The organism is Bradyrhizobium sp. CW1 (assembly GCF_023100665.1).
GTDB lineage: Bacteria > Pseudomonadota > Alphaproteobacteria > Rhizobiales > Xanthobacteraceae > Bradyrhizobium > Bradyrhizobium canariense_D.
In genome coordinates, this window is sequence record NZ_CP064684.1 from 4160223 (window position 1) to 4173389 (window position 13167).

Consider the following 13167-nt stretch of genomic DNA (forward strand, 5'->3'; position numbering starts at 1 on the left):
GCCGCTCAGGCGGCTGTTGTCGGGATCATGGCTGCTTAGCTCCACTTCCCGATGCACCCGGACTTGACGGAGGCCCTGGTGCCGGTCCGGTCTGGCCCTTCTGGTCGCCTTCGCTGCTCTTGCGCTTGGCGCGGAACTCGCCGTCCTTGTCTTGTCCGTCCTTCTGGCCGTCTTTTGCGCCGTCCTTCTTTTGACCATCCGGCCCGCGCGAGCGCTTGCGCGGCGCGAGATCGGCCGACGGGGTCTGATCGTCGCGCCCGATGACCACCTTGGAGCCGTCGGACAGATTGGCAAAGCCCGTCGTGACGACCTTGTCGGTCGCCGACAGGCCACTGGCGATGACGGCGTCATGCTCGTTCTGCTGCGTCACCGTCACCGGCTTGGCCGAGACGATGTTATCCTCGCCGATGACATAGCTGAAGGTGCCGATCGGTCCGCGCTGCACGGCCGAGGTCGGCACCACCAGTGCCTGGGTCAGGGTCTCGACCTTGAGGCGGACATTGACGAACTGGCCCGGCCAGAGCTGGTAATTGGCGTTGGGGAATTCGGCCTTGAGCCTGAGCGTGCCGGTGGTCTGGTCGACCTGGTTGTCGATGCCGGTGAGCTTTCCGGTGTCGATCACTGTGAGGCCATCATTGCCGAACACGTCGACCGCGAGCGCGCCCTTCGACGCGGCGGCATTGACCCGCATGATCTGCTGCTGGGGCAAGCTGAACCACACCGCGATCGGCTGCAATTGCGTGATCACCACGAGGCCGGTGGTGTCGGAGGCGTGGATGATGTTGCCTTGATCGACCTGGCGCAGGCCGGCGCGGCCCGAGATCGGCGCCACGATCTTGGTGTAGCTCAGCGTCGCCGCCGCATTGTCGATCGCGGCCTGATCGGCCTTGACCAGCGCCTCGGTCTGCGCGACCAGCGCGCGCTGGGTGTCGGCCTGCTGCTTGGATCCGGCGTTGGACGCGGCGAGCTGCTCGTAGCGCGTGAGGTCGATACGCTGGTTGGCGAGCTGGGCCTGGTCCTGCGCCTTCTTGGCGACCGCCTGATCGTACGTCGCCTGATAGAGCGCCGGGTCGATCTCGCCGACCACGTCGCCTTTCTTGACGTCCTGTCCCTCGGTGAAATTGACCGCGATCAGCTTGCCGTCGACCTGCGAGCGGACGGTCACGGTGTTGAGCGCGCGGATCGCACCGACGCCGTCGAGATAGACGGGAACGTCCTGGATGCGGGGCGTCGCCGCCAGCACCGGCACCGGCAGATCCGGCCGTTGATTGCGGCCGTTCGCCTGCTGCGGCTGCTGGTGCCAGGTGGTCCAGCCGTAGTAGCCGAGCCCGCCGAGGATCGCCAGCGTGATCAGGGTCATGACGAAGCCGCGCCCGCGCGACTTCTTCGCCGTTCCCTCCTTCACGCCTTGCTTGGTATCCGGCTTAAAGAGCATTGACCGGTTTCTCCATCCTCGGCTCCCAGCCGCCGCCGAGCGCCTGATACAGGCTGACGATAGCAAGAAGGCGGGCAAGTTGCGCCTGCGACAGCGCGTCTTCCGCCTGGAACAGGGTCAGTTGCGTATTGAGCACGGTGACGATGTCGGCCGTGCCCGCGCGCAACTGCTGCTCGGAGAGATCGAATGCGCGGCGGGAGGCGTTGAGGACGTCACGCTGCAATTGCAGCCTGATCGTGGTCTGCTTGATCGAAAACAGCGCGTTGTCGACATCGGCAAAGGACTGGATGATGGTCTTGCGGTAAGTCTGGAGCAATTCGTCCTGCCGCGCCTTGGCAAATTCGAAATTGCCGAGGATCTTGCCACCGTCGAAGATCGGCTGCGTCGCGCTGCCGACGAGCTGGAAGAACGCCGCATGCGGCTGGAACAGCGAGACCAGGGCCGAGCTTTGATAGCCGCCATTGCCGGTGAGCTGGATGGTCGGAAAGAACTGCGCGCGGGCATTGCCGACGTTCGCTGTCGCGGAGGCGAGCTGGGCCTCCTGCCTGCGGATGTCGGGCCGTTGCGTCAGGAGCTCCGACGGCAGTCCCGGCGTCACGCGCGGAATCGCGATCCGGTTCAGCGAGCCGCCGAGCACGCGCACGCTCTCCGGCGGCCGCGACACCAGGACTGCAAGCGCATTGACGTTCTGGTCGAGCGTCTGGCGCAGCGGCGGCACCAGTGCCTTCTGGTTTGCGAGCACGCTCTCCTGCTGGGCGACGTCGAGGTCGGTGCCGGTGCCGGCCTTGCGCCGTTCCCTGACGGCATCGAGGATGCGTTGCGCGCTCGCGATGTTGCGCTGTGAGGTCCTGATGCGATCCTGCGAGGCCAGCACCTGGAAATAGGCGTTAGCGACGCCTGCAAGCGTGGTCAGCGCAACGACGTCGCGATCGAAGCGGTTGGCATTTGCCGTCTCTTCCGCCGTTTGCAGGGCGTCGCGATTTTGGCCCCAGAAATCGAGCTGGTAGCTCGCGCTCAGCGAAGCCTGGTAGTTGACGACCTCACGGCCGCCATTGGTTAGCCCCGAGGCGGAGGAACCGGAGGTGCGCGAATAGGCCTCCTGCCCGGTGCCGGACAGGCTCGGCAGCAGCGCCGCACCCGCCTGCCGCGCCTGAGCGTCGGCCTCGACGATGCGCGAAACGGCGGCGGCGATGTCGAGGTTGACGGTGTGCGCCTCTTCCATCAGCTGTGTCAGCTCCGCGGAGCGGAAGCTGCGCCACCAATCCAGCGACGGCGGCGCATCGGCCTTCCCGGCATATTTGTATTGCGTGGGAACGTCGAGCGCGGGATCAGGAAGATCCTGCGTCAGCACGCAGGCGCCCGAACCGGCGGCGAGGCAAGCGACCGCAAGCCAGCGCGCCGCACGTCGCGTCCGGGACGTCGCGCCTGGTGACCGCCGCACGGCGATCGCCGGAACACGTTGTGTCACATCCACCCCCCGCCGGGCAGATCGAACCGCCGCCGCGCGGCCGGATTAGCCGATTCGCAGCGCGGTCGTCGGGGGGCTTTGGACAACTCGTTCACAAGTGATGCTTTCGGCGAAATTGTGCGCCTCATACTAGCCGGACGCGGAACCGCGGGACAGTCCCGCAGTTGCGATGTGCCCCCCAAAGCGCGACGATCTTAGAGCTGAGAAAATACAAAAGGGTGCTGTCCTGCAGGTGTTTCTTGAATTTCAGGGCCGTTCCTGAGTGCGTTCGAGCTTACCAAGATTTCATGTGATACTGCCGCCACACCGACGCCAACCCCCTCCAATCCGCCTGCACCGCTCGCGATGCGGCTTCAGTCCGGCCGCGAAACCGGGCCTGGCCACTTTCGCGAGGTTGTCCATTATCGGAAAACGAATAAGCGTTCGTCGTGCCGATATCTTGACCGCCTCCCGCGTACTATCCGCACTCTTCGACGGCGACGGCTGACATCCAATGGAGGGTGCGCTGGCGACGACCCTTATCTTCCATGTTTTGGCAGAAGCCGGCCACATCCTCCTACCGATATCCCGCGGCGTAGCACAGCAGCAGCGGCGATCTCTCCTTCCAAATTTTCACTGCTTACGGGGATTTTCGCGGGTTTCGCCGCAGCGCAAAAGCCTTCCCCTTTGGCATTTCAAGCACTAGGTTCTGGCCAACCTAATCAACCCCTTGCCAGTGATTTCCCCTGACATGACCATCAAAAACGACGTTGTCGAAGCCATCGGCAACACCCCGCTGATCAAGCTCAAGCGCGCTTCCGAACTGACCGGCTGCACCATCCTGGGCAAGGCCGAATTCATGAATCCCGGCCAGTCGGTGAAGGATCGCGCCGGCAAATGGATGATCCTCGAGGCCGAGAAGCGCGGCCAGCTCAAGCCCGGCGGTCTCGTCGTGGAATCGACCGCCGGCAATACCGGCATCGGTCTTGCGGTCGTGGCCAGCGCCCGCGGCTACCGCACGCTGATCGTGATCCCGGAGACGCAGAGCCAGGAGAAGAAGGATTTTCTGAAGCTGTGCGGCGCCGAGCTGCTGGAATCGCCGGCCCTGCCCTATTCCAATCCGAACAATTACCAGCATGTCGGCCGCCGTCTTGCCGACGAGCTGCGCAAGACGGAGCCGAACGGCGTGCTGTTCGCCGACCAGTGGAACAACCTCGACAATGCGAAGGCGCATTACGAGTCCACAGGTCCCGAGATCTGGGAGCAGACCGGCGGCAAGATCGACGGCTTCGTCTGCTCCGTCGGCAGCGGCGGCACGCTGGCCGGCACCAGCCGCTTCCTGAAAGAGAAGAGCAAGGACGTCAGGATCGCCTGCGCCGACCCGCACGGCGCCGGCATGTATGAATATTTCAGAACGGGCGATGCCAAGGCGACGCCGGGCGGCTCGATCACCGAGGGCATCGGCCTCAACCGGGCGACCGCAATCGTCGAGAGCGCAAAGGTCGATGACGCCTATCTCATTCCCGATGCGGAAGCAGTCACGGTGATCTACGAACTGCTCCAGCACGAAGGCCTGTGCCTCGGCGGCTCGACCGGCATCAACGTTGCCGGCGCGATGCGTCTCGCAAAACAGCTCGGGCCCGGCAAGACGATCGTCACCGTGCTTTGCGATTCCGGCAGCCGTTACCAGTCGAAGCTGTTCAATGCGGACTTCATGCGCGCCAAGAGCCTTCCTGTGCCTGAATGGCTGGAGAAGCGCAGCAACATCAAGCTGCCGTTCGTCTAGAACGTTCCGGAAGCCGGCCGTCTAGCTCCAGTTCGAGCGAGACGATCCCTGCGACACCCGCGCGAGGCGCTCGTTCGATAGCGAAGGCTTGTTCGCGCGTGTGCGCGGCGGGAGGGGAGCGCCGTAGGAGCCCTCGCTGTCGCCGCTCGGCCAGAACATGAGCGCGAGCATCAGCGCGAGGTTGACGAGCGCGCCGACCGCCGTTGCCTGGTGCTCCTCCCCGATCGCCCAGGCCGGAAACCGGCCCGCGACGACATGGTCGACGATCATGAGCGCGAACCAGGCAGGCACCACGCAGACCGGATCCCAGCCGATGTCGCGGATGCGCATCGATTGCAGCGTGAGGGTCGCAACTCCGAAGAACACGATCGCGGCGATCATCGCCCAGCTCTTGGTGAGGTCTTCGGGTCGGATCGCGCCGGGCGAGGTGTTGTTCAGCACGGCCATTGCGATTGCAAAGCAGATCGCCGTCATCACGATCGCAAGCGCGACCGTCGCGAGGAAGAAATGCAATCGCCCGAGCCGGGCGTTCAAGCCGAAGACGAAACCGAGCATTGGCGCACCCTTTTGGCGCCACATGCCCAGAGATAGCTTTCGGAGCCATGAACCGGCACGGTCGCGCAGCGCCGCATGGTTTCCGGAGGACTAAGGTGGCCGGCGCAATTCGAGGCTACGCCCCAACCGGCAGGGTCAGGCGCCCCCGCTGCCTTCGACAGCCGCGGCACAATAGTCGCGCCAGAACTGGCGATAGCCCGCTTCGACCTTGCGCGTGTAGATTTCGACATTGCCGGCGGGAGACGCTGCGATCCGGGCCGGCAAGTCGCTGCGCAACCTCGCCAGATACGCCGGCTGCGCCGCATATTTGCAGGCGATCGCGGCATAGCCCTCGTCGTCCTCGGCGACCCAGTCGTCGAGACCGACCGCAGCCACGATCGAACCACCGGCACGCGACGAGGCGCCGTTGCCAAGCTTGGCCACGACCGGAACGCCCGCATAGAGCGATTCCCAGGTGCTGACGCCGCCGTTTTGCGGGAATGTGTCGAGCGATATGTCGACGTTCGCAAACGCCCGCAGGTGCTCGGGGCGCGGCGACGAGCCCAGGCAGGTGACATTCTCCTCGGCAACGCCCTGTGCCACGAACCGCGCGACCAGATTGTCGCGCAACATGGGATCGTCAAGCAGAGTATGCTTGATGATGATCTTCGAACCCGTCACCTCGCGCATCACTTTCGACCACACCCCGATGGCCTCGTCTGAGATCTTGTAGATGCGGTTGAACACGCCGAAGGTGACATGGCCGTTGCGGAGCATGGGCGGCTCCGATGCAGGTAGATCCAAAATGGGATCGATCGTGATCAGGCACGGCAGGTCGTAGACCTTTTCAGCCAGCAGATGGCGCGCCGATTGCGGAATGAAGACCGGATCCGCGAGCACGTAGTCCATGGTCTGAAGGCCCGTGCCCGTGGCGTGACCAAACCCGGAGACTTGGATCGGGGCCGGCTTGCGGGCGAAGACATGGAGCCTGTTGCCGGTCGTGTGCCCGGATACGTCGATCAGGATATCGACCTTGTCGGCCTGGATGCGATCGGCCAACTCGTCATCCGACATCTGCCAGGCGTCGACCCAGACATCCGCCGAGGACCTAAATGCGGCGGTCATCTCATCTCTTACCGGCGAGCACGAATAGCAGACGATCTCAAACCTGGCGTGATCATGATGGCGCAGCACCGGCAACAGAGCGAACGCCGCCGAGTGATGCCAAAACTCGGCAGCAACATAGCCGACCACGATCCGCCTGTCGGGATCAAGCTGCCGGGGGGCAAGAGTCCTTCGCGGCAACTTCGAGCCGATCGCGTCCCACCACTGCTTTCGTGCGGCCTGCTGAACCGCGAAATCGGCCTCGGAGAGATAGTCGAGGAAGAAGATCTTCCGGCCGATCAAGGATGCATCCGGCACAATGGCCAGCGCCGCATCGAGAAGCTCGATCGCCGACGCGATCTCTCCCTGATTTGCAAAACAAGCGCTCAGCAGCGCCATCGCGATCGCTGAGCTTGGATATTCCTCCAGCAACATGGTGCAGGCTAAAATCGCTTGCGCCGTGTTTCCCATGGCGAGCGCGACTTGTGCCTTCCCCTGCAAGGCCACCTCGAGCTTGGGCGCAAGCGCAAGGGCCGCGTCGAAATCCGCCGCCGCCTGTTCCAACCTCGACGTCTCAAGATTGAGCCGTCCACGGTTCGCCAGGATTTTCGCCGAGCCTGGCCTGATCGCGAGCGCCGCCTCCAGCGCGCCTTTGGCCTCGTCGAAGTTTTTGAGCTCGATATTGACCAAACCTTTGCCGACGAGCGCCTCGACGTTTCGCGGCTGAAACAACAGTGCGCGCTCGAAGCTCTGTTTGGCGCGATCAAGCTGGCGCAGCGCGAGCTCTGCCAGGCCGCGATTGCAAAGCGCATCGGCATGATCGGGCTTCAGCCCGATCGCGCGATCGTACATTTCGATAGCCTGCTCGACACGGTTTAGATGCAACAAGGTATTTCCGAGATTGGCCAAGGCCATCGGTAAGCTGGGCTTCAACGCGATGGCTCTCTCCAGGGACGTACGCGCGTCCTCATATTCCCCAAGTGCGAAATGCGTGGCTCCCAAATCGGAAAAAGCCTGTGCCGAGCGTGGGTCGACCGTCACGGCATATTTGAGGGCCTGTTTCGCTGCCTCGAAGTGTCGGCTCGCGAACGCGCCCAAGCCAAGCAGGTGCAAGGCGCCGAAATGCTCCGGAAGTTCATTCAGGATCTGGCGGCAGAGCGCCTCGGTCTCCGCATACCGGCCCTGGCCATAGGCCGCATTCGCGGTCGAAATGATCGCGTCCGCCTGCTTCTTCAATTTCTTCTGCAATCGCGCGTTCTGGAACGCGCGCGCGCCGGCGCCGCTGCTCTGCAAGGATTCTCTCCGGAGGATGTCCGAGACGATTCTAGCTGATTCGCGGCCAGAGCCGCCGGTTTAGGCGGCCCGGCAATCCCCCGGAAGATGCCGGTGCCCAACCCGGGCCTCGCCTACGCAACGTCAGCGTTATCCGCGGCGGCGGCACAATAGTCGCGCCAGAACTTTCGGTAACCCGCCTCGAGCTCCCGCGTGTAGGTCTCGACATTTCCGGCGGGCGAAGCCGCGATCCGGGCGGGCAAATCCGCGCGCAATTTCGCCAGATAATCGGGCTGCGACGCAAACCTGCGAGCGATCTCGACATAACCATCGTCATCCTCGGCCACCCAGTCGCCGAGGCCGACGGCAGTCACGATAGAGGCGCCGGCACGCGAGGAGGCCCCGATGCCGAGCTTGGCCACGACGGGAACGCCCTTGTAGAGAGATTCCCAGGTGCTGATGCCGCCATTTTGCGGGAACGTGTCGAGGGACATATCGACCTGGGCGAAAGCCACCAGATGGTCGTCGCGCGAGGTGGTGCCGAGGCAGGTGATGTTCTCCTCGGTAACGCCCTGCGCCAGGAAGCGCGCGACCAGGCTAGCGCGCAGCAGGGGATCATCGAGCAGACCATGCTTGAGGACGATCTTCGATCCCGGCAGCTCCCGCATGATGCGCGACCACACACGGATCGCATCATCCGATATTTTGTAGATGCGGTTGAACACGCCGAAGGTGACGTAGCCGTTGCGGAGCATCGGCAGCTCCGAAGGCGCCAGATCCGAGACAGGCTCCATGGTGATCAGACACGGCAGATCGTAGATTTTCTCGGCAAACAGATTCCGAACCGACGGCGGAATGAAAATGAGATCCGCGAGCACGTAGTCCATAATCGGCATGCCTGTGCCCGTCGCGTGTCCGAAGCCAGTGGCCTGGATCGGGGCCGGCTTACGCGCAAAACACTGCAGCCTGTTACCGGTCGTGTGGCCCGAAACGTCGATCAGGATGTCGACATTGTCGGCTTGGATACGATCGGCGAGTTCGTCGTCCGAAAGCCCCCAGGCATCGACCCAGACGTCGGCCAATGATTTGAACATGGCGGTGTACTCGTCCGCGCCCGGCCATGAGTAGTAGCAGATGATTTCAAATTTAGTGTGATCATGATGGCGCAGCACTGGCAGCAGCGTGAGCCCCGCGGAGTGCTGCCGGAATTCGGCAGCGACATAGCCGACCACGATCCGCTTTTCCGGGTCCAGCGGCCGCTTCGGCAACTCCCTTCGCGGCTGCTTGGAGCCGATCTGGTCCCACCAGGATTTTCGCACCGCCTGCTGGACCACGAAATCGGCCTCGGCGCGGTAGTCCTCCAGGAAGATCTTTCCTCTGATCGCATCCCCATAGTCCGGCCGGACTGCCAGCGCGCGATCGAGATACTCGATCGCTGCGTCCATGTCCCCCTGGTTCGAATAAGAGAAGCCCATCAGCGCCAGCCCCACCTCGGAGCGCGGATTTTGCTCGATCAGGGCCGTTGCGGCTGCCATCGCCTGCGCGGTCTTTCCAATGACGAGGCAGGCCTGGGCCTTGCCGCGTAGCGCCAGCTCGAGCTTGGGCGAGATCGCAAGCGCCGCCTCGAAATCCGCAAGCGCGGGCTCCAGGCGCTGCAACTCGTAACTGAGCCGCCCGCGTTGGGCCACGATCCTCGGCGAGCCGGGCTTGATCGCCAGCGCCATGGCAAATTTGGCGGCCGCCTCGTCGTGGTGCCGCAGCTCCATGCTGACCATGCCGCTGCCGACGATAGCCTCGGCGTGACGGGGCTGAAACAGCAGGGCGCGGTCGAAGCTTTCCTTGGCGCGCATGATCTGTCCAAGCACAATCTCGACCATACCGCGATTGCAGAACGCGTCGGCATAATCCGGCTTGATCTTGATGGCGCGCTCATGCAGCTCGAGCGCCTGTTCGTACTGCCCCAGATGCATCAGCGTGTTGCCGAGGTTGGTCAGCGCGACCGCAAAATTCGGCTTTAGCGCGATGGCCCTCTCCTGGCACCGCCGCGCCTCCTCGTAATTGCCGAGATCGAAATGCACGGTCGCGAGGTTGTTATGGGCATCGTGCAGGCGCGGATCGAGCACAATCACGCGCTTGAGCAGCTGTTGCGCCTCCTCCAGGCGCCGGCCGTCATGCGCGCACATGCCGAGCAGGTGCAGAGCGTCGACATGATCGGGCAGCGCTTTAAGGATCTCCCGGCAGAGTGCTTCAGTCTCAGCATATCGGCCCTGGCCATAGGCGGTAGCCGCGGCGGAGAGGACGGCGTCCGCCTGCTTCATCAATTTCTTCTGCAATCGCGCGTTCTGGAATGCGCGCGCGCCGCCGCTGCTCTGCAAGGTGTCTCTCCGGAAGATGGCCCGGGGCAGAGTCTAACTGATTCGCAAGCCCGACCTGCCGGTCAGCTGGCACGGTGACACCCCCGGGATTTCCCGGGGCTCAGCGGCCCGGCGCTGCCGGTCCCCTACGCAACCTCGCTGCCTTCGACAGCCGCGGCACAGTAGTCGCGCCAGAACTGGCGATAGCCCGCTTCGACCTCGCGCGTGTAGATTTCGACATTGCCGGCGGGGGACGCTGCGATTCGGGCCGGCAAGCCGCTGCGCAACCTCGCCAGATACGCCGGCTGCGCCGCATATTTGCAGGCGATCGCGGCATAGCCCTCGTCGTCCTGCGCGATCCAGTCGTCGAGACCGACCGCAGCCACGATCGAACCACCGGCACGCGACGAGGCGCCGTTGCCGAGCTTGGCCACGACCGGAACGCCGGCATAGAGCGATTCCCAGGTGCTGACGCCGCCATTTTGCGGGAACGTGTCGAGCGATATGTCGACGTTCGCAAAGGCCCGCAGGTGCTCGGGGCGCGGCGACGAGCCCAGGCAGGTGACATTCTCCTCGGCAACGCCCTGTGCCACGAACCGCGCGACCAAATTGTCGCGCAACATGGGATCGTCAAGCAGGGTATGTTTGACGATGATCTTCGAACCGGTCACTTCGCGCATCAATTTCGACCACACCCGGATGGCCTCGTCCGAGATCTTGTAGATGCGGTTGAACACGCCGAAGGTGACATGGCCGTTGCGGAGCATGGGCGGCTCCGATGCAGGTAGATCCAAAATGGGATCGATCGTGATCAGGCACGGCAGGTCGTAGACCTTTTCAGCCAGCAGATGGCGCGCCGATTGCGGAATGAAGACGGGATCCGCGAGCACGTAGTCCATGGTCTGAAGGCCCGTGCCCGTGGCGTGACCAAACCCCGAGACCTGGATCGGGGCCGGCTTGCGGGCGAAGACATGGAGCCTGTTGCCGGTCGTGTGCCCGGATACGTCGATCAGGATATCGACCTTGTCGGCCTGAATGCGATCGGCCAGTTCGTCGTCCGACATCTGCCAGGCGTCGACCCAGACGTCCGCCGAGGACCTGAATGCGGCGGTCATCTCATCTCTTACCGGCGAGCACGAATAGCAGACGATCTCGAACCTGGCATGATCATGATGGCGCAGCACCGGCAACAGAGCGAACGCTGCCGAGTGGTTCCTCAATTCGGAAGCGACATATCCGATCAAAATCCGCTTGTCCGGATCAAGCGTGCGGGGCGCCAACGCCCTTTGCGCCAATTTGGCGCCGATCGCGTCCCACCATTGTTTTCGCGCAGCCTGCTGAACCGAAAAATCGGCCTCCGGGAGATAGTCCAGGAAGAATATCTTGCGCCCGATCAAGTCCGCATAATCAGGCGCCATTGCCAGCCCGGCGTCGAGATGTTCGAGCGCCGTCGCGATGTCTCCCTGGCTCGCATAGCAGGAAGCCAGGAGCGCAATTCCGATGTCGGACCGCGGATTTTCCTCCAGCAAGGTCTCGACGGCCGCAATCGCCTCGGCCGTGTTGCCCTTGACAAGGTTGACTTGCGCCTTTCCCTGCAAGGCCACTTCGAGCCTCGGCGAAAGCGCCAGCGCCGCATCAAAGTCCGCGAGCGCCTGCTCCAGCCGCAACAGATCGAGATTGAGCCGTCCGCGCTGCGCCAGAATCTTCGGCGAATCCGGCTTGATCGCGAGCCCTGCCGCGATCGCCGCGGCCGCCTCTTCGTAGTGCCGGAGCTCGATGCATACCATGCCCCTGCCTGCGATCGCTTCCGCGTGACGCGGTTGAAACGCGAGGGCGCGATCGAAACTCTCCTTGGCGCGCTGGGACTGGCCTTCGATCAGCTCCGCCATGCCCCGATTGCAAAATGCATCGGCATAGTCCGGCTTCAGCCTGATAGCGCGATCGTGCAGCTCGATAGCCTGCTCGGCGAGGCCCATGTGCAGCAGCGTATTGCCGAGATTGGTCAAGGCGATCGGAGAATTCGGCTTCAGCGCAACGGCCTTCTCCTGGCATGCGCGAGCCTCCTGAAACTTCTGGAGGGTGAAATACACCGCCCCGAGATTACCATGGGCATCGGGCGAACGCGGATCGAGCACGGTCGCGCGCTCGAGCAGTTGTTGCGCCTCATCGAGCCGCCCGCCATCATACGCGCGCAGACCGAGCAAGTGCGCGGCGTCGAAATGATCCGGAACCTCCGTCAAAATCCGGCGGCAGAGTGTCTCGACCTCCGCGTATCTGCCTTGGCCGAGTGCCTGAACCGCGGCGGACATGAGTGCGTCCGCCTGCTTCTTCAATTTCTTTTGCAATCGCGCGTTCTGGAATGCGCGCGCGCCGGCGCTGCTCTGCAAAGTCTCTCTCCGGAGGATGGCCCGAAAAGAGCTTGGCCGATTCGCATGGTGCCAAGCTGGCGGGCCGGTTAGACCCGCGACGCCACCGGATTGCAGGTGCTCAGCGCAGGATCTGGCTCAGGAACAGTTTTGTTCGGGCGTGCTGTGGGGCCGCGAAGAACTCGTTGGGCGTGTTGGCTTCGATGATCTGGCCCGCGTCCATGAACACCACGCGGTTGGCGACCTCGCGGGCAAAGCCCATCTCGTGGGTGACCACCAGCATGGTCATGCCCTCCTCGGCAAGGTCGACCATGGTGTCCAGCACCTCCTTGACCATTTCGGGGTCGAGCGCCGAGGTCGGCTCGTCGAACAGCATCACCTTCGGGTTCATCGTCAGCGCGCGGGCGATCGCGACGCGCTGCTGCTGACCGCCGGACATCTGTCCCGGAAACTTGTTGGCCTGGTGCGGGATCTTGACCCGCTCCAGAAACTTCATCGCCGCAGCCTCGGCGTCCTTCTTGGGGATGTTGCGCACCCAGATCGGCGCCAGCGTGCAATTGTCCAGCACGGACAGGTGCGGAAACAGGTTGAAGCTCTGGAACACCATGCCGACTTCGCGCCGCACCGCATCGACGTGCTTGAGGTTCGGCCCGAGCTCGATGCCGTCAACGACGATCTCGCCTTCCTGAAACTCCTCGAGCGCGTTGATACAGCGGATCAGCGTCGACTTGCCCGAGCCGGAGGGGCCGCAGATCACGATGCGCTCGCCCTTCTCGACCGTAAGGTCGATGTCGCGCAGCACGTGAAACTCGCCGTACCATTTGTTCAGGCCGGAAATCTTGACGATGGGGTCGGACATGGTGACCTCG

The 13167-nt window shown here is 63.5% G+C and carries 8 protein-coding genes; 1 reads left to right on the plus strand and 7 read right to left on the minus strand.

Translation table 11 applies throughout. From position 1 onward, the window contains the following. Nucleotides 1–25 precede the first annotated feature (25 nt). Both IVB54_RS20440 and IVB54_RS20445 read right to left on the minus strand, forming a co-directional pair. Entirely contained in the window at nt 26–1435 is a 1410-nt protein-coding gene (locus IVB54_RS20440; RefSeq protein WP_247338011.1) for an efflux RND transporter periplasmic adaptor subunit, read from the minus strand. Then, a complete protein-coding gene (locus tag IVB54_RS20445) occupies nt 1425–2909 on the minus strand; it encodes an efflux transporter outer membrane subunit (RefSeq protein WP_026233443.1) in 1485 nt (494 codons plus the stop codon). The genes IVB54_RS20440 and IVB54_RS20445 overlap by 11 nt, the downstream gene beginning before the upstream one ends. 724 nt (nt 2910–3633) lie before the next feature. On the opposite strand from IVB54_RS20445, the gene IVB54_RS20450 reads away from it, so the two are divergent. Next, nucleotides 3634–4668, plus strand: a complete 1035-nt coding sequence (locus tag IVB54_RS20450) for a cysteine synthase A (protein WP_204511168.1) — start codon at nt 3634–3636, stop codon at nt 4666–4668. Between the two features lie 21 nt (nt 4669–4689). Here IVB54_RS20450 and IVB54_RS20455 read toward each other — a convergent pair whose 3' ends face one another. The 5 genes from IVB54_RS20455 to IVB54_RS20475 all read right to left on the minus strand — a co-directional run bounded on the left by IVB54_RS20455 (nt 4690) and on the right by IVB54_RS20475 (nt 13157). Then, nucleotides 4690–5223: a DUF805 domain-containing protein gene (locus IVB54_RS20455; RefSeq protein ID WP_018457795.1), complete on the minus strand. Its 534-nt coding sequence runs from the start codon at nt 5221–5223 to the stop codon at nt 4690–4692. A 135-nt stretch (nt 5224–5358) separates the two neighbouring features. After that, the gene (locus tag IVB54_RS20460; protein WP_018457794.1) at nt 5359–7599 is read right to left on the minus strand and encodes a glycosyltransferase family 41 protein; all 2241 of its coding nucleotides are present in this window, start codon (nt 7597–7599) and stop codon (nt 5359–5361) included. Between the two features lie 113 nt (nt 7600–7712). Continuing rightward, on the minus strand, nt 7713–9953 hold the full coding sequence (locus IVB54_RS20465; protein ID WP_247776430.1) for a tetratricopeptide repeat protein: 2241 nt from the start codon (nt 9951–9953) through the stop codon (nt 7713–7715). Nucleotides 9954–10078: 125 nt separating this feature from the next. Next, a complete protein-coding gene (locus IVB54_RS20470) occupies nt 10079–12319 on the minus strand; it encodes a tetratricopeptide repeat protein (RefSeq protein ID WP_018457792.1) in 2241 nt (746 codons plus the stop codon). Nucleotides 12320–12419: 100 nt separating this feature from the next. Further along, nucleotides 12420–13157 (minus strand): amino acid ABC transporter ATP-binding protein, encoded by a 738-nt coding sequence (locus tag IVB54_RS20475; RefSeq protein WP_018457791.1) that lies wholly within the window; start codon nt 13155–13157, stop codon nt 12420–12422. Nucleotides 13158–13167: the final 10 nt, after the last annotated feature.